Here is a 24,183-nt window from a genome sequence, read left to right on the forward strand (position 1 = left end):
ATGCGCCGTCTGTACCCCATCGCCGTCGCGGCGCTGTGCATCCTCTGCACGGCGTGCAGCGTCGTGCGCAAACTGCCCGAAGGGAGCTATCTGGTACAGAAGGTCACGATCGAGGACGACCGGAACGTCCCCAAAAAGGAGCGTATCACGGCTTCGGAACTCGACCGTTACGTGTGGCAAAGCCCCAACAAGCGCTTCCTGGGAACGAATTTCTACGTTTGGGTCTACAATCAGTCCAACCCCGACAAGGACAACTGGTGGAACCGCTTCAAACGCAAGATCGGCGAGAAACCGGTCGTCTACGATCCGGCGCTCACCCTGAAATCGGCCGAGAACCTCAAAGCCTACATGGAGTCGCACGGATTCTTCTCGTCGCGCGTCCGTTACCACGTCGACACGACCTCCCGGCGCAAACGGGCCATTATCACCTACCGCACCGAGCAGGGCCCTCCCTCGCGGTACGGAAAGATCAACTACGAATTCAACGACAAGTTCATCGAGAAGATCATCCTGCAAGATACGGCTTCCACGCTCATCCGCCCCGGCGGGATTTTCAACAGCGCGACGCTCGACGCCGAACGCGAACGCATCACCCGCTACCTGCGCGATCGGGGATATTACAACTTCTCGGTCAACAACATCTCCTACCGCTATCCCTACGACACGGTCGGCAGCCGCGTCGGCGACCTGACGATGGTCGTCAAACAATACCTCACGGGCTACAACGACCGCGGCGAACCCGTCATGGAGAACAACAAGGTCTACCGGATCAGCGAAATCAACATGCTGCCCGGATACGATCCCACGGTCAGCTTCACCGATCGGGAGGTTCGCTACGATACGGTGGCTTACCGCGGCCTGAACGTCGTCTACGACGGGAAGCACAACGTCCGCCCCCGTGTGCTGCGCCAGGCGATTCCGCTCTATCCCAACTACCTCTACAACGCGGAGCAGATCAACCGCACCTACAACAACATCATGTCGCTGGGCTACTTCAAGAGCACGCGCATCACCTTCGACGAACTGCCGGCGCCCGACAGCACGAACCTCGTCTCCTACATCGGCAACGCCGACGACTCGCTGGCCACGCAATATACGCAGGAAGGCTATCTGCGTTGCAACATTCTCGGCACGCCGCAGCTCAAACAGAGTTACAAGATCGACCTGGAAGGGACGACCACTTCGAGTTTCTACGGATTGAAGGCCTCGGTAGGCTATCAGAACCGGAACCTGTTCCGGGGGATGGAATCGTTCGACATCGCATTCAGCATCGGCCACGAGTTCATGAAGTCGCGCGACAGCGGCAAGCGCAACGCCAAGGAGTTCGGCGTCACGGCGGGGCTGGCTTTCCCGCGTTTCCTGCTGCCCTTCTTTTCGAGCCGTTACCGGCCGTCGCTCGTGACGCCGCGCACGCGGCTCGAACTGTCGTTCAACTATCAGGATCGACCCTACTACCGCCGTACGCTGACCAGTATGACATGGACCTACTCATGGAGCAACGAGAAATACTCGTCGTTCGCCGTACGGCCCGTCGACCTGAATCTGGTCGACATGAGCTACATCAATCAGGACTTTTTCGAGAAATTGCAGAATCTCTACCTGCGCAACAGTTACACCTCGCAGCTCGTGGCCGGAATATCGGGAAGCTACACCTACAACAACCAGTTGAAGAATCCGGGACGCAACGCCACGCTCGTGCGGTTCAACTGGGAGACGGCGGGCAACCTCATCGGGGGGTTGGAACACCTCTTCTCGTCGCCGGCCAAAGGCAAGGACTACTACGAAATTTTCGGTATTCAATACTCCCAGTATTTCCGCGTCGATCTGAGTGCCAGCCGCAAGATCATGCTGGGCGAAAAAGCGGCCATCGCAGGGCGGCTCTACGCCGGTTGCGGACTGGCCTACGGCAACTCGACCTCAATTCCCTTCGACCGTCTCTTCTACTGCGGCGGCAGCAATGGGATGCGCGGCTGGATCCCCCGTATGCTCGGCCCCGGATCGGTGCCGGTCGACCCCGACAAGGTGACCTATCCGGTCCAGTTGGGAGACATGAAACTCGAAGCGAACCTCGAATTCCGCTTCCCGATCTGGGGAATCTTCCACGGCGCCACCTTCTTCGACGTGGGAAACATCTGGTTCATGGGAAACAGCGCCGAGGAGTATCCGCCCGAAGCGGTCTTCCACATCCGCGACTTCTACAAACAGCTGGGATTCAACACCGGCCTCGGCATCCGGCTCGACATCAAGTTCGCCGTGCTGCGCCTGGACTGGGGTATTCAGCTGCACAATCCCAACAATCCGGCCGGCAAGCGGTGGATCCACGACTTCAAGTGGAGCAACACGGCGCTCAACTTCGGCGTGGGATATCCGTTCTGACGAAGCGGTCGACAGACGGCAAACGCCTCCGATTTGTATTTCAACCGAAATATGCTTATTATTGCAATGAAAATCAAAAACAATCCGCCTATGAAGAACTGACCCCATTCTAAACGCATCGTCACGATGTGAAAATCCGATCTTTCGGTGCCGTCACCGCACGAAAAGCGCCGGCACAAACATATAAAAAGCGTTAGCTTTGCATCTTTGCATATCGAAATCTGGAAAATTTCAACCTGTGGCAAAAGAAGTGAAGTCGATGCTCACGTTTCCAACGTGGGCTTCACTTTCGTTTATTGCCACAAGGTATTCCAGAACCTCGATATGCGATAATGAGAGTTATGTCCCACGTTTTTTATATGTCCTGTTTTCCTTAAAACGTATTTACGCCCGGGACAGGCGACATACAAACACTTATCAAAATCCATGAAATTGTTCCACTATCTGCCCGTCGGGGCATACGCCGCTGCGGCCGCCCTTCTGCTCGCGTCGTGCGGCGTCTCGAAAAGGAGTCTCAAACAGAGCAACCGCGCATTGACGGCGGCATTGCAGGCTTCCGCTCAAAAAGAACAAGCCGAAGCGTTGAAACTCTACTCCGACACCTCGATTCCGCAGGGCGAAGCACGCAAAAGCGTCAGCCGCGACAACCCCGGCCAAACCGCTCTCGAACAGACGATCATCCGCTGGGCGATCGACTCCGACCCGCAAGGTGCGCGCGTCTTCTACCGCGTGCTGTCGAGTATTCCGGCCGTGGTGAAAAATACCAACGAAACCTACCTCATGACCACGCCTTACGAAGAGACGCGCGCCTTCAACATCCTGGGGCTGACCTATGAGAACTCACGCGACGTACAAATCGAAATCAAGGTCGTCAAGACGGGCTACGAAGCGCAGGTCAAACGGTTCAACGTCCGACAGGCCATCGACCAGCAGGAAATCAGCAGCTTCTTCATGCTCGTTCCCAAAGAGTAAGGAGCCTCAATCCCTCGAAAACGAATAGGACTGCCGTACGGAACGGCAGTCCTATTTTCATGCGGAACGCTTCGCCGCTACCGATTGCGCGGCGCGATGCAGTAGGTCATCACGGCGCTCAAAATATAAAGTCCCGCCATAAACCAGACGATACCGACATAGCCGATCGCATTCCGGAACAGCGCCACGATCAGCGGGCCGACGAAGGCCGCCAGTCCGGCTCCCAGATTCAGCACCGACACGGCGGCGCCCTTATCCTTGTCGACCAGCGAAGGAACCAATGCGCTCAGCGGCACGTAACCGGCCAGCATGATGCACCACAAGGCCCCGCAGGCGAGAATAAACCAGAAATTATTGCAGATCACCGGCGCATAGAAGAATAGCAGCACGCTCACGGCGCACCCCACGCCGCCGAACCACACGATCGTCCGCCCCCAGCCGATGTGATCGCCGACGATCCCGAAGATCAGATTGAAGAGGATGTTGAACAGAAAGATCGAACCCCAGATCGACGCCCACTGGGTGTCGCCGATCCCGTAATCCTTCAAATAGAGCGGCATGAAAACGACGAAGGCGAATTGCGACGTGGTATTGATGACGCGCACGATTCCGCCGACGAGCACCTTGGGTTCGCGCTTCATAATAGCCAGGCCGCTCAGCAACTCCCTGAACTTCGACGTGCCGGAACTCGGCCTCTCCGCCCCGACGAAGAGGTTCCGGTCGTCGCACTTATTGACCCACAATGCCAGCACCGCGCCGACCGATGCGAAGACAAGCGAACTCCACAACGTCGGGACCACGCCGATACGCTCCATCGCATAAGCGCCGTAATAGGCTCCCAATACGTTCAAACCGCCCGTAAAGACGAACCAGAACCATCCCTGCGCGGAACTCAGCCGGCTTTTGTCCACGCGATAGGCGATCCAGACGATAAACGTATAGGCGAAAAGCGGATAACCCAGTCCTTTGATCGCATAGGTAACGAGCAACACCGGGTAGTTCAGCCCCATCATACCGATTCCCGCGAATCCAGCCATGCCGACAAGGTAAACCAGGTAGCCGAGCAGCATCGTCCGGCGCACGCCGATCGTTTCGGCGATCACGCCCGAAAACCAGGCGGACAAAGCCACCGAGATTCCGTAAACGGTGAACAGGACTTCGTGGTCGAGTCCCTGTGATGCGATGTAGCGGCTCAGCCAGGTCTGCTCGATACCGTCGCCCATCATGAAGATGAGCACACCGATAAAGCCCCATGCCAACGACTTGGGCAAACCGGTTTTGTCGTAAAAGGTCGTCATTGAAAAGTTCGGTTAGTATGTTTTCATTTATTTTCGTATTCAAAGTTATAAAAAGTTTTTCGTTTCAGGCCATGAGAAGTAACTATTTTCGTTCAACGGGAGATTCTCAGGGGCCGTTTCCGTATCGGAGGGAGATTTTATCAAAGAAGCCCGGCGGTAAGGAGGGCTGAGAACCAGACCCGACAGCCTCTCGCCCCTTTCCCTCGCAGTCATCTTCCCTCCGCAGCGGAGCGGACTCCGTGAAGGGAATGGTAGTAAATGCGATGCGAGGGAAAGGAACGAGAAGGAAAGGGGCGAAAACGAGTGCCGCGGGAAACCGCGGAAAACAAAAAAGGTCAGACCATAAGGTCTGACCTTGAAGAGGCGGCTACCTACTCTCCCACACGATAAGTGCAGTACCATCGGCGTTAGTGAGCTTAACTTCTCTGTTCGGAATGGGAAGAGGTGGAACCTCACCACTATAACCACCTAAGAACCTTCTCTTCTCTAAGCAGATTTATCTGCCAGAAGACGGGTATTTATAAACCGGACCCCTCCGATAAAACTTGACATAATCCGGAAAATGAGATAACTTTTGAAAAAAGCCTTTCGGGTAATTAGTATTGCTCGACTTTGACATCACTGTCTTTACATCTGCAACCTATCAACGTAGTAGTCTCCTACGCCCCTCAAGGGAAGACTCATCTTGGGGATGGCTTCGCGCTTAGATGCTTTCAGCGCTTATCCAAACCGAACGCGGCTACTCGGCGGTACACTTGGCAGCATAACCGATACACCGGAGGTTCGTCCAACTCGGTCCTCTCGTACTAAAGTCAGGACCCCTCAATCTTCCTACGCCCGCAACAGATAGAGACCGAACTGTCTCACGACGTTCTGAACCCAGCTCGCGTGCCACTTTAATCGGCGAACAGCCGAACCCTTGGGACCTTCTCCAGCCCCAGGATGTGACGAGCCGACATCGAGGTGCCAAACCGCCGCGTCGATATGAGCTCTTGGCGGCGATCAGCCTGTTATCCCCGGAGTACCTTTTATCCTTTGAGCGATGGCCAGTCCACACAGAACCACCGGATCACTATACCCTACTTTCGTACCTGGTCGACTTGTATGTCTCACAGTCAAGCGCCCTTATGCTATTGCACTCTGCGCACGGTTACCATTCGTGCTGAGGGCACCTTGGGAAGCCTCCGTTACGCTTTTGGAGGCGACCACCCCAGTCAAACTACCCACCAAGCGGTGTCTCCCTCGCGGGGTTAGAACTCAGATACACAAAGGGCAGTATTTCAACGTCGACTCCACGAATACTGGCGTACCCGCTTCAGTGTCTCCTGCCTATCCTACACATTGTGTACCCAAATTCAGCGCTAAGCTGCAGTAAAGGTTCACGGGGTCTTTTCGTCCCGTTGCGGGTACCCGGCATCTTCACCGGGACTACAATTTCACCGAGCTCACGGTTGAGACAGTGTCCAGATCGTTACACCATTCGTGCAGGTCGGAACTTACCCGACAAGGAATTTCGCTACCTTAGGACCGTTATAGTTACGGCCGCCGTTTACTGGGGCTTCGATTCAATGCTTCTCTTGCGATGACATCCCCTCTTAACCTTCCAGCACCGGGCAGGTGTCAGGCCCTATACTTCTTCTTTCGAATTTGCAGAGCCCTGTGTTTTTGATAAACAGTCGCCTGGACCTCTTCGCTGCGCCCTACTCGCGTAGGGACCCCTTTTCCCGAAGTTACGGGGTTAATTTGCCTAGTTCCTTAACCGTGATTCACTCGAGCACCTTAGGATACTCTCCTCGACCACCTGTGTCGGTTTACGGTACGGGTGACATATACTATAACTTAGAAGATTTTCTCGGAAACATGCTTGGGTACACTATCAAATTGCCCGTAGGCTCTCTGTACTGTCGGGTTTCAGCAAGGACTGACTCTTAATCTGCCCCTATACATACGCCCTTTAACCTCCTATTCCGTCAGGAGGCGGTACTTACGCGATTTCGTCTCTCCATCGAGGTATATGTCAGTATCGGAATATTAACCGATTATCCATCGAGATCGCCGTTCGGCTTACCCTTAGGACCCGACTAACCCTGATCCGATTAGCGTTGATCAGGAAACCTTGGTCTTGCGGTGTGCGGGTTACTCTCCCGCATTATCGTTACTCATGCCTACATTTGCTTTTCCATACGCTCCACAACATCTCACGACGCTGCTTCGACGCTGAATGGAATGCTCCCCTACCGCGCTTTCGCGCCCAGAACTTCGGTGGTATGCTTGATGCCCGTTTATTATCCACGCTTTGTCGCTCGACTAGTGAGCTGTTACGCACTCTTTGAATGAATAGCTGCTTCCAAGCTAACATCCTAGCTGTCTATGCAACAAAACATCGTTAGTTCAACTTAGCATACGCTTGGGGACCTTAGTTGCTGGTCTGAGTTGTTCCTCTTTTGTCACCGGACATTAGCACCCGGTGGCTCACTGCTGTAAATCATACTACTGGCATTCGGAGTTTGTCGGGATTTGGTAGGCGGTGAAGCCCCCGCATCCAATCAGTAGCTCTACCTCCAGTAGACTCTTTATTACAACGCTGCCCCTAAAGGCATTTCGGGGAGTACGAGCTATTTCCCAGCTTGATTGGCCTTTCACTCCTACCCTCAAGTCATCGAGAAGCTTTTCAACGCTTATTCGTTCGGACCTCCAGTTGGCTTTACCCAACCTTCATCCTGCTCAAGGGTAGATCGCAAGGTTTCGCGTCTACAACCACTGACTAAACGCCCTGTTCAGACTCGCTTTCGCTTCGGCTCCGTGCTTCCTAGCACTTAACCTCGCCAGTGATTAGTAACTCGTAGGCTCATTATTCAATAGGCACGCCGTCACGGCACGAAGCCGCTCCGACAGGTTGTAAGCGTATGGTTTCAGGTTCTTTTTCACTCCCCTGTTCGGGGTTCTTTTCACCTTTCCTTCACAGTACTGGTTCACTATCGGTCTCTTGGGAGTATTTAGCCTTACCGGGTGGTCCCGGCAAATTCTGACTGGATTCCTCGTGTCCCGCCATACTCAGGATACTGCTATCTTTGAACTTAATTACCTGTACGAGACTTTCACTCTCTATGGTCGACTTTTCCAAATCTTTCCAGTTCTTTGTCCTTCGAATCTCGCAGTCCTATAACCCCGGCATTGCCGTAACAATACCGGTTTGGGCTCCTTCCATTTCGCTCGCCGCTACTTTGGAAATCGATGTTTCTTTCTTCTCCTCCTCCTACTTAGATGTTTCAGTTCAGAGGGTTAGCCCCCATTGCTGGGTGACAGGCCTTCTGCCTGCCGGGTTGTCCCATTCGGATATTCGCGGATCAATTCTCGTTTGCAAATCCCCGCGACTTTTCGCAGCTTACCACGTCCTTCTTCGCCTCCAAGAGCCTAGGCATCCCCCATACGCTCTTTATTACTTTCTTCTTTCATACCGACCCCCTATTGTAAGTCGGTACGCTTATCTCATTTCCCTTAATTATGTCAATGAACGATGATCGAAAATTCGATCGGCAGTGGAGGATAAGGGAGTCGAACCCTTGACCCCCTGCTTGCAAAGCAGGTGCTCTAGCCAACTGAGCTAATCCCCCGGTCTCGTGTAGTCCCGTGCGGACTTGAACCGCAGACCCCTACATTATCAGTGTAGTGCTCTAACCAACTGAGCTACGGGACTGTGCCGCAGGAAACCCCACTGTATAACATAAAAATTACCGGTTTTGAGAAAAAGCTCGCATCTAACTGTCGAAGCAGTCATACTCTCCAGAAAGGAGGTGTTCCAGCCGCACCTTCCGGTACGGCTACCTTGTTACGACTTAGCCCCAGTCATCGGTTTTGCCCTAGGTCGCTCCTTTCGGTCACGAACTTCAGGCACCCCCAACTCCCATGGCTTGACGGGCGGTGTGTACAAGGCCCGGGAACGTATTCACCGCGCCATGGCTGATGCGCGATTACTAGCGAATCCAACTTCATGGAGGCGAGTTTCAGCCTCCAATCCGAACTGAGATAGGCTTTCGAGATTCGCTCCCCATCACTGGGTGGCTGCCCTCTGTACCTACCATTGTAACACGTGTGTCGCCCCGGACGTAAGGGCCGTGCTGATTTGACGTCATCCCCACCTTCCTCTCGGCTTACACCGGCAGTCCCGATAGAGTGCCCAGCTTGTTTGATCGCTCAAACGCTCTGATGGCAACTATCAGTAGGGGTTGCGCTCGTTATGGGACTTAACCCGACACCTCACGGCACGAGCTGACGACAACCATGCAGCACCTAGTTTCCTGCCCCGAAGGGAAATCCTGTTTCCAGAATCGTCAGTAACTTTCAAGCCCGGGTAAGGTTCCTCGCGTATCATCGAATTAAACCACATGTTCCTCCGCTTGTGCGGGCCCCCGTCAATTCCTTTGAGTTTCATTCTTGCGAACGTACTCCCCAGGTGGATAGCTTATCGATTTCTCTTAGTCACCGACTGTGTATCGCCGACAACGAGCTATCATCGTTTACTGCGTGGACTACCAGGGTATCTAATCCTGTTTGCTCCCCACGCTTTCGTGCCTCAACGTCAGATATAGTTTGGTAAGCTGCCTTCGCAATCGGTGTTCTGTATGATCTCTAAGCATTTCACCGCTACACCATACATTCCGCCTACCGCAACTACTCTCTAGCCCAGCAGTATCAACGGCACGTTTGGTGTTAAGCACCAAAATTTCACCGCTGACTTACTAAACCGCCTACGCACCCTTTAAACCCAATAAATCCGGATAACGCTTGGATCCTCCGTATTACCGCGGCTGCTGGCACGGAGTTAGCCGATCCTTATTCGTACGATACTTTCAGGCAGATACACGTATCTGCGTTTACCCTCGTACAAAAGCAGTTTACAACTCATAGAGCCGTCTTCCTGCACGCGGCATGGCTGGTTCAGACTTCCGTCCATTGACCAATATTCCTCACTGCTGCCTCCCGTAGGAGTTTGGTCCGTGTCTCAGTACCAATGTGGGGGGTTAACCTCTCAGTCCCCCTATGTATCGTCGCCTTGGTAAGCCGTTACCTTACCAACTAGCTAATACAACGCATGCCCATCCTTTACCACCAAAGCTTTCAACTCCGAAAGATGCCTCCCGGAATATTATGGGGTATTAGTACCGATTTCTCAGTGTTATCCCCCTGTAAAGGGTAGGTTGCATACGCGTTACGCACCCGTCCGCCGGTCGCCATCAATAGTATTGCTACCATTATGCTGCCCCTCGACTTGCATGTGTTAAGCCTGCCGCTAGCGTTCATCCTGAGCCAGGATCAAACTCTCCATTGTATAATTTAATGTTTTGTTAGAGTCCTGACTGTTTCTTATTTCCTAAAAGGAAATTGACAGATAAATACTACACTTTTTCTCAAGTTTACCAGTAATTCAAAGAACCATTTTTCGGAAACCTTTCCGCTTATTTTCGGAGCGGAAAGTGGTGCAAAGGTAAAACCTTTTTTCGAATCCGCCAAATTTTTGAAGAACTTTTTTCGAAGCTTTTTCAAAACCTCTCCGCCTGTTTTCGGGGCGGAAAGTGGCGCAAAGGTAAAACCTTTTTTCGAATCCACCAAATAATTTTCCAAGAACTTTTGCAACTTCGAACCTCCGTTTCCGCCTGCCGCGGGTTTACGGCTGTAAACCTGAGACTTCGATAAGAACGTCGATTTTCTGATTGCGGGTGCAAAGGTAGCGACAATTTCGGAATCTGCAAATATTTCGCGGTTTTTTTCTCGAAATCGGCCTATTTTTCTTCGACAGGGGAATCATACCTTTTATATATATAAGCGACGGGCCTCCCTCCGCGGAAGACCCGTCGCACGGAACCCGGAAACGGCTACAACCAGCCGTCGGCGGAATTGCTCTGCGAGCGGACGGTCACATAGAAACTCTGCGACACGACCGTGCCCTCGAATCCCCTGGCCGAAACGGTTACCCTGGCCTGCCCTACCTTCTTGGGCAGCATCCGCAGAACGCCGTCGCTGACATTCACCCGCACGACCGACTCGTCGTTGGCCACGGCATCGTATTGCGAAACCGCATCGTCGGTAAAGTAATCGGCCAGCGCGACGCTGCTCGTCGGCGTATCGGTCTTCAACAACCGGTTGGCGATCCGCGCCGTGACCCGAGGCGGCGTCTTTTCGCCGAACGCGACCTTGATATTCTCCAACAGCAGGTTGGCGTCGAGGTAACCCGCCCCCATTTTCCCTTTGTATTCGTCGAGCAAAAGCGTCGGCCCATCATAACGCTTGGTGCCCGTCAAGTAAGGATCGATCGGATGGACGCTTTCGAGCAACAGCTTCTTGTATGCGTCGGCCGTCATGCGGTAGCCCAGCTGCGAAAGATAGGAGAGTCCCAGCGCCGCAACGCCCGACACATGGGGACAAGCCATCGACGTACCCTGCATATAGCCGTAGACATTGCTATCGGTCAACCCCTGCCGGCGCTCGTCGTCGTAATAGGTCACCGACGGATCGCTCAGGATAGTGCTGAGCACGCCGCCGTTATCCGTTCCCAAACTCGAATTGTAGAGATCGCCGCCCGGCGCCGTAATGTCGACCTCGTCGTTATAACAGGTATAATAGGCCGGCAGAAAATCCGATCCCATGGCCGCCACCGAGACGACGGCCTCGTAACTGGCCGGATATTCGGAGACGTCCCCGAACAGATCGCCGTCGTTACCGGCGGCAAAAATCACTACTCCTCCTTCGATCGGCGAATCGGGATCGTTCTTGCCGGCGTTGGCGATAAAGTAGTCGATCGCCGCCTTCTCGGAAGAATTCATGAACCACTGCCGCATGGCCTCCATCTCATCCCTGCTGCCCGTCGAATAAGAATATCCATAGCTGCACTGACAGATCAGCGCACCGTTGTCGGCCGCATAGCGGAACGCGTCCTCGGTGGGATAGCTTCTCTTGTCGGGATCGCCAAAGATCTGGCACGACATGATCTTCACGCCGCCTGCGCCGTTACGGCCCCCGGCGATGCCGCAAACGCCCCGATCGTTGTCGTTGACCGCCGCGATCGTGCCGGCCACATGCGTTCCGTGGTCGGCGTTGGAGTAGTAGATCTGCCCCTGATACTCCTCCCTGTCCGCATACGACCAGTCGAGCTCCGCCGTGTTGTTGACGAAGTTGTATCCGTGCAGATCATCATCCTCCGGGTTGGGATTGACCCAGATATTGGCTTGCAGATCGGGGTGCGTATACTGGACGGCCTGGTCGATCACCGCCACGACAATGTCGCTGCTGCCCTGATTTTTCTTCCACGCGTCGAACAGGTTGACGTCGGCGCCCGCCTGAGTGACAAGCACCTGATAACCCGTATTGTCGTAATGCCACTGCGCCGGCAGGAGCGGATCGTTCATCGGCATCGACGCACGGGTCGCAGCCGCCGCGGCGCTCCGCAGCGGCCGGGCCGGAAAACGGTTTTTCAACCGCGGGCAACGCGCATATTCGAGCACCTCGATCCGGCCGTCGTGGCTCAATTCGCCGACCATTTCACGCAGGGGAAGCGACTCGTCGAAGGTAACCACGTACCATTGGTGCAGACCGAAAGCGCGGTGGCGCTCCTCGAAGCGGGGATCGGAGCCGAACAGCGGCCGGATGCCGTCGACCCCCACGGCCGCGAGCAGCTCGTCGGCCGTGGCGAATCCCGCACGGGTCGCCGAAGCCGAAGCCAGCGCGGCGGCCAGCGAATCGGCGGCCGACGGACGGAACTTGACGATCAGCTGTCCCTCGACGGCGCCTTCGGCGTCGTAGATGACCTTCACGCCCGCGGACGAGCCGCCGCCCTGCGAAAAAGTCTCCTCCGGATCGTTCGTACATGCCGCCAGCGACACGATACCTGCCAGCAACAGAATCTTTTTCATCATATACATTCTCAATTATAGCTTTCAAAGATACGAATAAGCGAGGGCAATGTCAAATTTATTTGAACATTGCCGAGCGGGAGTATCTTCGGCACAGCCAAAGATACGATTAAGCCGAGCGCAATGCAAATTTATTCGAACATTGCCGAGGCGAAGTATCTAAGACGAAGTCAAAGATAGTAAAAGTCGAGACAAGTTTTGCAATCGAAGATAAAAAACAAATCCGGATTCGACTTATCCGACGACGGGCAGGCATCTCCCCCGACGCAGACGCGAAGAACGGCGACGCCGCACGCCGGTCGCGCGATTCTCAGGAATCGACCGGAGGGGCAGCTCGCGAACAGACCGGACGAAAATCCGGGGAATACGATCCGCAGCACGGGAAAATTCGGATTTTTTGCTACTTTTGTCGAAAATTGTACGAACGATGAATTTCAAGAAAATCACGATACTGCTCCTCGTGCTCCTCGTGGCGGATCAGGCGCTCAAAATCTGGATCAAGACCCACATGACGCTCGACGAGGCGATTATGGTCGTCCCCACGTGGTTCCAGTTGCGTTTCATCGAGAACAACGGCGCGGCGTTCGGCATGCGGCTCGCGACGGGCGGAGCCTTCGACTGGGGGAAACTGGCGCTGAGCCTCTTCCGGCTGGCGATGATCGGTCTGCTGGGATACTATCTCCGTTATCTGGGCAAACGGAAAACACCCGCCGGCGTACTGGTGGGACTCACGCTGATTCTGGCCGGAGCGATCGGCAATATGATCGACAGCGCATTCTACGGTCTGATCTTCTCCGCCTCGACTCCGACCGAAGTGGCGCACTTCGGCGGCAGTTATGCACCGCTGATGATGGGGCGCGTGGTGGACATGTTCTATTTCCCGCTCTTCCAGTGGAACGGCGTGCCGGGCTGGCTGTCATTTCTGGTCGACAGCCGCAACTACTTTTTCGGCGCCATCTTCAACCTGGCCGACGCCTACATCTCGGTGGCAGTGGTCTATCTGCTGATTTTCCAGTACAAATTCTTCAAATAGGGTCGTCCCTGCAAAAAAATCCCGCCAAAATTTGCGGGGGGGGGATTTTGCGTATCTTTGTGCGCACAAACAGTTTAGTTAACGCATAAACACACGTAGACCATGAAAAAGATCTTACTTTGTCTGGCGCTTTTCTGTCTCGCAACGGGTCCCATCTCGTGCGGCGACAGCAATACCGACGACGGCACGGAACAGGGCGGCGGCGGCAACGGCGGCGACGGAGGAGGAACCGGACCTGAACCCGAGCCCGGAAATCCCGAAATCACACCCGAGCAGCACAAGGCCAAACTCGAAACGATCGGCAAGGAGGTAGCCGCCCAGTTCAACCCCGAAGACAGCAAAGCGGCCATCGAATCGCTCACGGCTCTCGAAGAGCTGCTCGCATTCGATGACGAGGACGTAGCCCCCTCACCCGCTCCGAAGACGTATGCGGTCGCAACGGCCAAGTCGCTGGCAGCGGTCGCCGCAGGGCCCGACGTCCATGCGCTCACTTCGCTGATCGTCCGCGCGACGACCACCGAAAAGTACACGCTCGACGAATGGGCGGGCGACTACGTGATCGAAGACGGCGAACCCGTCAAGAAGGGCGAATTGGCGAACCAATACCGCCTGACATGGGCCGACGCGGCCGGCACGCAGTCGGAGGCGCTCTTCACCTATTCGGCGGGCGGTGTGGAATACACCCGCGTGGACGGCTATGCGATCGTCATTCCGCAGGATTGGAACCTGTCGCTCAAAGTCGCCGGCCACGAAGAGCTGAGCGTCGTGGGCAAGAGCAACGTTTCGGCCGACGGCCTGACGCTCGCCCCCGAAGTGACGGTGACGCTCAACGGCGGCTATGTGGCTGCGGCCAAGGTGAACGCCGACCCGAAGCAGGTGACGGCCAACGCCTCGTTCACGAAGAACGGTACGCAGATCGTCGACGCCTATGCTAAAATGGTATGCGACGGCCTGACCGACCCAGACAACTGGATCGTCGAGGAGGAGTACGACTGGAACGGCGACGGCGTCATCGACGACACCGACACCTACATCGATCCCGAAGATCACATCGTCGATCATGTCAAGACGGGCGAAGGCTACGTGACGGTGATGGGACTCAAACTCACCCTTTCGGGCGACATCGCCAAGATCATTCAGCAGGTGAACGCGATCGCCGACACCAGTACGGCGACAGGTTCGCAGCAGGAGGCCGACGCCTACAACACCAATGCCAAGGCGAAACTCGCCTACACGGCCGACAACTCGACGATGGCCGACGTCAAGATGCAGAGCTACTCCTACAAGGATTACATCTACGTCTGGAATCCCGACACGCAGACCGGCGACAACCAAGTCGTCACCCGTTACGACATCGAACCGGTGCTGGAATTCGCCGACGGCTCGAAGATCGCTATCGAGGAGTATGTGGAAACCGGATTCGACTCGCTCACCAAAACGTTCGAAGATCTGGCCGACGCCTACATGGACCTCATCGACGGGAAATAAACCCTGAACCCCGCCAACAAAGAAGAGGGAACGGCTCGTGCCGCGTCCCTCTTCTTTTGCCCGTTATGACGAATACGCTGACCCGACTGCTGCTCACCGCCGCGCTCTGCGGGCTGTTCCTGCTTTCCGAAGCACAGGAACGGAACGCCGTGTCCGCGCCCGATCCGGCTGCACCCCGAATGCCGGCCGACAGCATCTCGCGCGACTACCGGCTCGACGGCGTCGTGATCGGGACGCAGCGTCCTCCCTCGCCGCTGGGAAGCATCGCCGAAGGACGGTTCCGGCTGCTGATGCGCAACAGCAGCGCACTGCCGCGCTTCGCGGGAAGCATCGACCCGATGCGCATTCTGCAACTCATGCCGGGCGTGCAGACCGCCGCCGAGGGAAACAGCGGACTCTACGTGCGCGGCAACGACGCCGGTCAGAACCTCATCCTGCTGAATCAGGCACCGCTCTACGCCCATGCGCATCTGCTGGGATTCTTTTCGGTCTTCAATCCCGGACAGGTGGCTTCGTTCGAGCTCTCCAAGACGGGCGGCGGACGCATCGAAACGGCCATGCAGCCCGCGACGGTCGTCGTGCAGAGCCGCGAAGAGACCGGCGTCCGATGGGGCGTCGAAGGCGACCTGGGAATCATCGCCTCGCAGGCGACCGTCACGGCTCCGCTCACAGACCGCGCGGCGCTGTTTCTCTCGGGACGCCGCTCTTACACGGGATGGCTCATCGGCGCCCTTTCGCCGAAAGGCGAAGACGACCTGAATTACCGGCTCCAAGATTACGACGCCACGCTCGCATGGCAGATCGATGACCATAACAAACTGATCGTCAACAGCCACTACGGCGACGACCGCACGCACATCACCTACAACGAAGGGTTGCTCGGCGGGCGGCTGCAATGGTATGCCTCCGTCTCGTCGGCCACGCTGCGCAGCGAACTTTCGCCCACGACGCACATGGAGAACGCACTCTACTATTCGCGTCTCGACACCCGTCTGACCGCCTCCACGACGGGTATTTCGGCCCAAGCGCCCTCGTCGATCGGCGACCTGGGATACAAACACAGCACCCGTTGGCACATCGGCCGCCTGCAACTGGCCGCAGGTCTGCAATATGCCTACCGCCGCATCCGCCCGCAGCACATCGCCTCCGACTACGGAGGGATCGCCGACGCCGGACGGGGGCCTCGCTACGACACGCACGAATTGGCGCCCTTCCTGGCCGCAACGATTCCGCTGACGCACAGCCTCACGTGCGACGCCGCACTGCGCTACGGGTTCTATCTCCTGCAAGGAGACGGGCGAATCGCCTCCTACCGCCACGCCTCGCCCCAGCCGAGCCTCTCGCTCGACTGGCAGGTCGCACGCGGCAGCCGGCTGCGGGCCTCCTACAACTACATCACGCAGTACATCCACAAAGTCCCCTCGTCGAACATCAGCTTCTCCACCGACTTCTGGATGGCGCCGACCCGACGCACGCCGCCGCAGCATACCCATCATGCGGCGCTCGGCTACTTCGCCGAAGCGGCCGGCGGGCGGCTCAACTTCTCGGCCGAGGCCTATTACCAGCGCATGTACCGCGTATTGGAGTACAACGCGCCGCTCACGGGTATGGTCAACAACCGTTACGAACTGGAACAGTACCTCCATTCGGGCGACGGCGAAGCCTACGGCATGGAGTTCATGGTCTCTTACGCCGGTCGGAAATTCAACGGATGGATCAGCTACACGCTGGGGAAATCGGTGCGTCAATTCGCCGCCCTCAACAACGGACTGCCCTTCCCCGCTTCGCTCGACCGGCGGCACGACCTCTCGCTTGCGGCGAGTTACATGCCGGGCGAACGCTGGGAGTTGTCGACGGTCTTCGTCTACGCTTCGGGCGGCGCCTATACCCCGACGCGCGACCTCTACATCGCCGGCGGTTCGTTCGTCCGCGGACACGGCTCCTACAACGGCGCCCGCCTGCCGGATTACCACCGGCTCGACCTGTCGGTCACCTACTGGCTGCGGCGGAAACCGTGGCGCAGCGGCATCAATCTCTCCCTCTTCAACCTCTACGCCCACCGCAACCCGCTCTACATCTCGTGGCCGGTGCTCGTCGACGAAGAGAAGCACGAATACCAGATCCATCCGCGTCGGCATTACCTCTACACCGTCATCCCCTCCGTAAGTTGGATTTTCAAATTCTGAACGCACCGTGAAACGATCCGTCATCCTGCTGTTTACGCTGCTGGGCAGCTGCCTGGGCAAGGTCTCGACCGATACGGAATACCATCGTCAGCTGGTAGTCGAAGGGAGAATCGAAGCCGGCGGGCCGGCCGAGGTGATGCTCTCCGAGAACCTTCCTTTTCTGGATGTCATTACCGAACAGACGCTCGAAGCGGCCGTCGTCCGCTATGCGAAGGTGACCGTCACCTCCGACGACGGACAGAGCGAAATCCTTACGGGCTACTACGACCGCAACTATCCGACCCGCTTCGTCTACCGATCGGCACGCCTGCACGGCCGCACAGGCGGCACCTATACGCTCACGGTCGACTATCGGGGACGAACCTGCACGGCCGTCACGACCGTCCCCGAACCGATCCCCCTGCGGGAACTGCGCGCCGAACCGGTCTGCGACTCGCTCTTCACGCTGCAAGCCCTCTTCGACGATCCTCCGGCCAAGAACGCCTACTTCGCCGAGTGCCGCACGACGGATCCCGGCGCCTACTCCCCTGCACTGATGGGCGTGGTCGACGACTCGGTGCTCGACAACGGCGGTTCGGTGACGCTGACCGTCAACCGGCCGCTCCAATACCTCAAAATCAAGGATTACAAACAGTATTTCCGGCCCGGCGAGACGGTCGACGTCCGTTTCAGCCATATCTCCTCCCCGACATTCAATTTTTGGAGCCGGCTCGAAAACGAGATGCTCAACGCCATGAACCCCGTCTTTCCGGCCTACGAAAACCTCCCGTCGAACATCAAGGGCGACGCCCGCGGCATTTGGAGCGGATACGGCAGCTCCTACTACCGCATTACGATGCCACAGAAAAACGATTGCAAAGAAACGACCGTTTTTCCGCCGGCATAGCTCGAACGAGTTCGTCCCTGTACGCGGTTTGGAGCAAACGATCCGAGAAATCCGCCGCTCCCTTCGCGGAAGCACACCCCCGCAGACCCCTCCGCACCGGCGGACGGCAGCGACCGACCGCCGTTCGCCGATGCCCGCTGACGAGCGCAGACACGCTCTACCGCAGCCTTGAACCGGCAAACGGCAGGAGATTATTGCAGACCGTCAATTTTTTTCGCGGAAAATAGCGGAAGTTTCCAAAAAAGTATTACCTTTGCACCACGCAAACCAACAAGGTGCGTACCCATGCCCAGGTGGCGGAATAGGTAGACGCGCACGTTTCAGGTGCGTGTGCCGCAAGGCGTGCAGGTTCGATTCCTGTCCTGGGCACCAGATATCCTGCTGATTCGTCAGCAGGATATTTTTTTCGATCCCCGTGAAAATCCCGTATCCGTTCCGAACGCCCTTTCCCGACAATCCGCAACTGCACTCCTTCGAGTCCGAATCCCGATTCCACCATCGACAGGTATACTGTTTCGGCGCCCCCTTTGGCCGAAACCGCCGCCCCGATCAAAACAACGGTGCTCCCGCCGTCCCGCGAAGAGTCCCTCCCCTCTTGCAGTATGGCGGAATAGTATTATATTTGTAAGGATTTTAGACCAATGAAGGCAGAGGAATCGATACTGATCGAACGATTGAAGAAGGGCGAACGCACGGCTTTCAACGAACTCTACGGCATATTCTGGGCACCATTAGTCAATTATGCGGAGCTCATCGTCGGCGACGAAAACGCGGATGACGTCGTACAGGAGGTTTTCGTCCGCATCTGGGTCGGCCGCGACAAACTGCGCAACGACGGTTCGCTGCGCGGCTATCTTTTGCGTGCGGTCTACCGCACCGCGCTCAACGTACTACGGTCGAAAAACTATGCCTCGTCCTACCGGTCGCAGACAAAACTGCAAATCGAACAGCAACTCTGCACCTATTACGACCCCGACGAAAACGAAATTATCAGGAATCTTTACGCACGGCAGATCGCCGACGAACTCGACGCAGTCGTCGAAACGCTCTCGCCGAAATGCCGCGAAGTATTCCGTATGAGCCATTTCGAGGGGCTGTCGAACAGAGAGATCTCGGAGCGGCTGAATATCAGCGTTTCGACCGTCGAGAATCATATCAACAATGCGTTGCGGCAATTACGCGGCAAACTGGGCCATCTGAAAATGTTTTTGCTGTTGACGATTTACATCTTGGGACAATAAAAGCGGTCGACGAATAGGTGCTTTCCCCGACTCGTGTGTATTATAATCGGAAAGTCAATACGCACGACCGTGAAAAACGAAGACTCGCAACATCCGTTCGACGAACGGATCATTTGGAAATATTTCGACGGGACAGCTACTTCCGAAGAGGAACAGGAACTGTCGCAGTGGTTAGCAACCAGTGAAAAACACCGGTGCGAAGTTGCCGAACTACGCGCCGTCCGACAACGATTCGCAAAGTGGCGTTCGACCCTCTACGGTCCGGCGCGTTTCATCCGTTCGCTCAACCGACTCAACAGTCGGATCGATGCGCTCGAAAACGCTCCCTGCACGGCGCAACGGCCCCATCGTCTCTCGAACCTTTTCGGACACATTCGTATACACTCCCTGCTCCGAACGGCTGCGGTCGTCGCAGTCGTGGCCCTGACCGGTATGTTCGCATGGCGTACCGCCCTGATGCCCGCGCCGATCACTTACTTCAATGCCGACACGACAATCATGCACGTAGCGATGCCCGATGGCTCCGACATCTGGCTTACACCCGGATCGACGCTCTGCTACGACGAGACATTTCCCACCGACGAACGCCGCGTACATCTCGACGGCGAAGCCTATTTCGACGTCGAGCACGACGCCAAGCATCCATTCGACGTCGTTACTCCCAATCTGCGCGTGCGCGTGCTCGGTACGGTTTTCAGCGTCCGATCGCTGCGCGGCGACCACATGGCCGAGACGACGCTGGCCGAAGGCGCCGTATCATTGCAGCGCGCCGACGGCAGCAATCTGATCCGGTTGCACCCCGGCCAGCGCGCCATCTACGATACGCAGGACGAACAACTCGAAATCAAGGAGGTCCCCGTCGGAGATCATCTGGCCCTGAGCTACGGTATCATCACACTCGACGGCGTTCCGCTCCGGCAAATCGCCGACCGCATCGAGGAGCTCTACGGCGTGAAACTGCGTCTGGTCGACGACGATGCACCCGATGCCAACTACAATTTCAGTTTTCAGAAAGACACCCCGATCGAAGACGTGATCGAATTGTTACAATTCATCTCAGGCACACGCTTCGAAATCCTGCGGTATCCCGATTCCGACTGAATCCGCGCGCCGGAATCGGTTGCGATCCCTGTCGGCTACCGCAAGGGAACAGGAACAGACGATTGCCCAAACTCATACAAACTTTCATACTAACAACCTAATCACTACTCATCCATGAAAAAAATCGGTTTATCCCTGACGGGATGGTGTCGGATGCTTCTGTGCGTCGGGTTGGCTGCATTGCCGTCGGCGTCGCTCGGTGCAAGGGGCGAGTTACTCGCCGACCAGCGTCTCAACCTGAACTTGTCGTTCAGCAGCGCATCGCTGCGCGAAGTGGTCTCGGCATTCACCGAGCAGACAGGAGTGGTCTTCTCCTACGAAACCTCGCTCGGCAAACGGACGCTCTCCGACGTGCATGTCGTCATCCAAGACGCTTCACTCGAAGAGATGCTCAATACGCTGTTCTACGACACGGGCATCTCCTGGAAGATCAAGGATCACGTGGTGGCTCTCACCGCCATACCCTCGTCGAAAAAAAACACGTCGACAGGCCCCGCCCCCTCTCCCTCCGCCAACCGTAAGCCGGTCGTGACAGGGCGCGTGGTCAATGAAGAAGGCGAACCCCTCGTCGGCGTGAACGTATTGGTGAAAGGCACTACGCAAGGGACGTCGACCGATATCGACGGAATCTATTCGATCGCCGTTGCGGACGACGACGTGCTCCAATTCACCTATTTGGGTTACGGTTCAGCCGAATGGCGCGTAGGCACGCAGACCCGCATCGACGTCGTTCTGAAAGAGGACAAACAGATGCTCGACGAAGTAGTAGTAGTCGGCTACGGTACAGTGAAGCGTCGCGATCTGGTCGGCGCCGTCGATCAAGTCGACAGCAAGGTTTTCTCCGAACGTTCGAATCCGAGCATCTCGCGGTCGCTGCAAGGCGCCATTCCCAACCTCAACATCTCGATGCGCGACGGCAAACCCTCGCGTGCAGCAACGATCAACATCCGCGGTACCGGTTCGATCGGTTCGGGTGGCGGGGCACTGGTGCTCATCGACGGCGTGGAAGGCGACCTGGAAACGGTCAACCCTCAGGACATCGCCAGCGTCTCGGTGCTCAAAGATGCCTCGTCGGCTGCGATCTACGGAGCACGCGGCGCATTCGGAGTGATTCTGGTAACGACCAAATCGGCCGAAGAGGGCGAAACGAAAGTCACTTACAACGGCAGTTTTTCGCTTCACGCGCGCACGGTCAAGCCACAGCTGGTAACCGACGGCTACGAATGGACGACCGGCTATATAAACGCATGGAACGGCTATTACAACGGACAGAATCCGCTGCCATCCTACATCAACAACATCGCCCCCTATTCCGATAGCTGGTACAAGGAACTGGCACGCCGCAGCACCGATCCGTCGCTCGAACGCGTGCGCATCAACGACAAGAATCAGTACGAATACTTCGCCAACACCGACTGGATGGACGCTTTCTACAAGGATTTCAACTACTCGCACGAGCACAATATCAGCGTATCGGGCGGCAATCAGAATGCGGACTATTATGTATCGGGCCGTTTCTACGATCAGGACGGCATTTACCGCGTGGGCGACGAACGTTATAAACAGTACAACGTCCGCGCCAAAGGCAACATCCGCATCCGTCCCTGGCTGCGGTTGAATAACAACATGGATTTCACGGTGGTGGACTACCACCAACCGATGCTCTATTACAGTCTCCAACTTCCGCAGCGCATGATCGAACACGGAGGACAGCCGATCAACCCCATCACCAACCCCGACGGGACGTGGACTTATGCCGCCGTACTGAACGGTTACGCAGGCTTCGCCGAAGGATCGAGCTACCAGCAGGACGACAAATTCACCATGAAAGACAAACTGGGCATCGAGATCGACGTGGTGAAGGACGTACTGAAAATATCGGGCGATCTCTCCTACCTTTTCGCCCGCAACAAACGCGAGCGTGTGACCAACATGTATACCGGTTACCGAGGCCCCGACACTCCGATCACGGTTAACGAAAGTCAAGGCAGTACGCTGGAAAATCTGCGCCAGGACACGAACTACCTGTCGAGCAACATTTACGGAGAATACACGCCGAAACTCGGCGACGACCATACGCTCAAGCTGCTCGCCGGCTGGAACCTCGAAACGAAGAAATACCGCGGAACGACCATCAAGCGCGAAGGGCTGACCGTACCCTCGAAACCGAGTTTCGGTCTGATGGACGGTCTTACCAGCGATCCCGTCGTTTCGGGATACGACTGGAGTTACGTGGGCGCCTTCTTCCGTGCCAACTACGGCTATCAAGGCAAATATCTGGCTGAATTCAGTTGCCGCTACGACGGCTCTTCGAAATTCCCCGAAAACTCGAAATGGGGCTTCTTCCCCTCGGCTTCGATCGGCTGGCGCCTGTCGGAAGAGAAATTCATGGAGTGGTCGCGCAACTGGCTCGACAATTTCAAGATACGTCTCTCGGCCGGTTCGATGGGCAATGGCAACATCGACCCCTACAAATACATCGACTACATGACCATCAAAACCTCGACGGTCGTCATCGGCGACGCACTGGGCTCCTATACGACGGCTCCCGGAGCCATTCCGCTCTCGCTGACGTGGGAGACGGCGACCACCTACGACGTAGGCTTCGACATGGATCTGTTCCGCAACCGGTTGTCGATCGGATTCGACTGGTACCGTCGCTATACCACCGACATGTACACCGTCGGCGTGAGCCTGCCCTCCGTTTACGGCACCGACGCACCCAAAGGCAACAACGCTTCGCTCAAAACCAACGGCTGGGAACTCTCGGTCGGTTGGCGCGACAGTTTCGAACTGGGCGGCAAGGCTTTCAGCTACAACGTCAAAGCGATGGTATGGGATGCCCGCACATGGGTGACCGAATACATCAACCCGACGGGCGCACTGGGCGATTACTACGAAGGCAAGGAGCTGGGCGAAATCTGGGGCTACCGCGTAGAAGGTCTTTTCCGCGATCAGGAAGACATCGACTCGCACGCCGAGCAGTCGTTCTTGCAAACGCTCGACAAGGTGACCCGACCGGGACAAGTCAAATTCGCCGACCTGAATCAGGACGGTAAAATCGATCGGGGCGCCTACACGACCGCTGATCCGGGCGATCTTACCGTCATCGGCAACGAAACACCCCGTTACTGCTATGGCATCAATCTGGGATTCAACTGGAACGGTATCGGCATCTCGACCTTCTGGCAAGGCGTCGGCAAAAAGGATTGGTATCCGCGTTACGACTCGGGATTCTTCTGGGGCCAGTACAACCGTCCGTTCGGCTACATGCTCAAACAGCACACGGGCGACAAGGTCTATCGCGAAGAGCTCGACAACTGGGACACGGCCTATTGGCCCCGCTACACGACCTACCAGACCCACCAGTCATCGGTCAACCGTCCGCTGACGATCAACAACGACCGCTATATGCAGGATGTGTCGTATATCCGGCTGAAAAACATCACGGTCGACTATACCTTCCCCGATCGCATCTGCAAGAAACTACACATCAAAGGGTTAAAAGTATGGGTGTCGGGCGAGAACCTATGGACCTATTCGCCCATGTTCGAACACTGCGACAACTACGATCCCGAAGTGATCAACGCCGGAGACTCGGATTTCCGCACCTCCGAAGGCGACGGTTACAGTTATCCGATGCTGCGTACCGTGACACTGGGAGTCAACCTTTCCTTCTAACCTGCAAAAAATAC

12 protein-coding genes, 3 tRNA genes and 3 rRNA genes are annotated in these 24,183 nt (G+C 56.2%); 10 read left to right on the plus strand and 8 right to left on the minus strand.

The features are described from left to right. Positions 1 to 2,376 carry a translocation and assembly module lipoprotein TamL gene (tamL, locus tag FMF02_RS04305; protein WP_019131622.1) on the plus strand — a complete coding sequence of 792 codons (2,376 nt, stop codon included), beginning with the start codon at positions 1 to 3 and terminating at the stop codon, positions 2,374 to 2,376. A 426-nt stretch (positions 2,377 to 2,802) separates the two neighbouring features. Then, complete coding sequence (locus FMF02_RS04310) at positions 2,803 to 3,348, plus strand: hypothetical protein (protein WP_141412324.1); 546 nt, start codon at positions 2,803 to 2,805, stop codon at positions 3,346 to 3,348. Positions 3,349 to 3,425: 77 nt separating this feature from the next. Here FMF02_RS04310 and FMF02_RS04315 read toward each other — a convergent pair whose 3' ends face one another. The 8 genes from FMF02_RS04315 to FMF02_RS04350 form a co-directional block, all read right to left on the minus strand. Next, a complete protein-coding gene (locus FMF02_RS04315) occupies positions 3,426 to 4,646 on the minus strand; it encodes an MFS transporter (RefSeq protein WP_141412325.1) in 1,221 nt (406 codons plus the stop codon). Positions 4,647 to 5,004: 358 nt separating this feature from the next. Continuing rightward, a 5S ribosomal RNA gene (rrf, locus tag FMF02_RS04320) occupies positions 5,005 to 5,118 on the minus strand. 103 nt (positions 5,119 to 5,221) lie between these two features. Continuing rightward, positions 5,222 to 8,095, minus strand: a 23S ribosomal RNA gene (locus tag FMF02_RS04325). A gap of 91 nt (positions 8,096 to 8,186) precedes the next feature. Next, positions 8,187 to 8,260 (minus strand) — tRNA-Ala (locus tag FMF02_RS04330). Between the two features lie 9 nt (positions 8,261 to 8,269). After that, positions 8,270 to 8,343 (minus strand) — tRNA-Ile (locus FMF02_RS04335). 90 nt (positions 8,344 to 8,433) lie between these two features. Then, positions 8,434 to 9,975, minus strand: a 16S ribosomal RNA gene (locus FMF02_RS04340). Together the 16S, 23S and 5S rRNA genes with 2 tRNA genes alongside form the textbook arrangement of a ribosomal RNA operon. Positions 9,976 to 10,010: 35 nt before the next feature. After that, positions 10,011 to 10,280 carry a hypothetical protein gene (locus tag FMF02_RS04345; RefSeq protein ID WP_141412326.1) on the minus strand — a complete coding sequence of 90 codons (270 nt, stop codon included), beginning with the start codon at positions 10,278 to 10,280 and terminating at the stop codon, positions 10,011 to 10,013. Positions 10,281 to 10,519: 239 nt separating this feature from the next. Then, the gene (locus tag FMF02_RS04350) at positions 10,520 to 12,556 is read right to left on the minus strand and encodes a S8 family serine peptidase (protein WP_162502269.1); all 2,037 of its coding nucleotides are present in this window, start codon (positions 12,554 to 12,556) and stop codon (positions 10,520 to 10,522) included. Between the two features lie 424 nt (positions 12,557 to 12,980). On the opposite strand from FMF02_RS04350, the gene FMF02_RS04355 reads away from it, so the two are divergent. From FMF02_RS04355 to FMF02_RS04385, 8 genes are all read left to right on the plus strand, one after another. Continuing rightward, entirely contained in the window at positions 12,981 to 13,586 is a 606-nt protein-coding gene (locus FMF02_RS04355) for a signal peptidase II (RefSeq protein WP_141412328.1), read from the plus strand. Positions 13,587 to 13,688: 102 nt separating this feature from the next. Continuing rightward, the gene (locus FMF02_RS13640) at positions 13,689 to 15,074 is read left to right on the plus strand and encodes a hypothetical protein (protein WP_019130949.1); all 1,386 of its coding nucleotides are present in this window, start codon (positions 13,689 to 13,691) and stop codon (positions 15,072 to 15,074) included. Between the two features lie 65 nt (positions 15,075 to 15,139). Then, complete coding sequence (locus tag FMF02_RS04360; RefSeq protein WP_162502270.1) at positions 15,140 to 17,260, plus strand: TonB-dependent receptor plug domain-containing protein; 2,121 nt, start codon at positions 15,140 to 15,142, stop codon at positions 17,258 to 17,260. A 7-nt stretch (positions 17,261 to 17,267) separates the two neighbouring features. Next, positions 17,268 to 18,146 carry a DUF4249 domain-containing protein gene (locus FMF02_RS04365; RefSeq protein ID WP_141412330.1) on the plus strand — a complete coding sequence of 293 codons (879 nt, stop codon included), beginning with the start codon at positions 17,268 to 17,270 and terminating at the stop codon, positions 18,144 to 18,146. A 287-nt stretch (positions 18,147 to 18,433) separates the two neighbouring features. Continuing rightward, positions 18,434 to 18,518 (plus strand) — tRNA-Leu (locus FMF02_RS04370). 269 nt (positions 18,519 to 18,787) lie between these two features. Further along, positions 18,788 to 19,387, plus strand: coding sequence for an RNA polymerase sigma factor (locus FMF02_RS04375; protein WP_019130946.1), 600 nt, complete (start codon positions 18,788 to 18,790; stop codon positions 19,385 to 19,387). A gap of 69 nt (positions 19,388 to 19,456) precedes the next feature. Next, entirely contained in the window at positions 19,457 to 20,488 is a 1,032-nt protein-coding gene (locus FMF02_RS04380; protein WP_141412331.1) for a FecR family protein, read from the plus strand. Between the two features lie 114 nt (positions 20,489 to 20,602). Then, on the plus strand, positions 20,603 to 24,169 hold the full coding sequence (locus FMF02_RS04385; RefSeq protein WP_141412332.1) for a SusC/RagA family TonB-linked outer membrane protein: 3,567 nt from the start codon (positions 20,603 to 20,605) through the stop codon (positions 24,167 to 24,169). Positions 24,170 to 24,183: the final 14 nt, after the last annotated feature.

Source organism: Alistipes communis (genome assembly GCF_006542665.1).
Lineage (GTDB): Bacteria > Bacteroidota > Bacteroidia > Bacteroidales > Rikenellaceae > Alistipes > Alistipes communis.

What these genes read in the sequence shown, in the direction of transcription:
- FMF02_RS04385 (WP_141412332.1), top strand. Translation starts at nt 20,603, where the DNA reads ATGAAAAAAATCGGTTTATCCCTGACGGGATGGTGTCGGATGCTTCTG.
- FMF02_RS04355 (WP_141412328.1), top strand. Translation starts at nt 12,981, where the DNA reads ATGAATTTCAAGAAAATCACGATACTGCTCCTCGTGCTCCTCGTGGCG.
- FMF02_RS04315 (WP_141412325.1), bottom strand. Translation starts at nt 4,646, where the DNA reads ATGACGACCTTTTACGACAAAACCGGTTTGCCCAAGTCGTTGGCATGG.
- FMF02_RS04375 (WP_019130946.1), top strand. Translation starts at nt 18,788, where the DNA reads ATGAAGGCAGAGGAATCGATACTGATCGAACGATTGAAGAAGGGCGAA.
- FMF02_RS04360 (WP_162502270.1), top strand. Translation starts at nt 15,140, where the DNA reads ATGACGAATACGCTGACCCGACTGCTGCTCACCGCCGCGCTCTGCGGG.
- FMF02_RS04350 (WP_162502269.1), bottom strand. Translation starts at nt 12,556, where the DNA reads ATGATGAAAAAGATTCTGTTGCTGGCAGGTATCGTGTCGCTGGCGGCA.
- tamL (WP_019131622.1), top strand. Translation starts at nt 1, where the DNA reads ATGCGCCGTCTGTACCCCATCGCCGTCGCGGCGCTGTGCATCCTCTGC.
- FMF02_RS13640 (WP_019130949.1), top strand. Translation starts at nt 13,689, where the DNA reads ATGAAAAAGATCTTACTTTGTCTGGCGCTTTTCTGTCTCGCAACGGGT.
- FMF02_RS04310 (WP_141412324.1), top strand. Translation starts at nt 2,803, where the DNA reads ATGAAATTGTTCCACTATCTGCCCGTCGGGGCATACGCCGCTGCGGCC.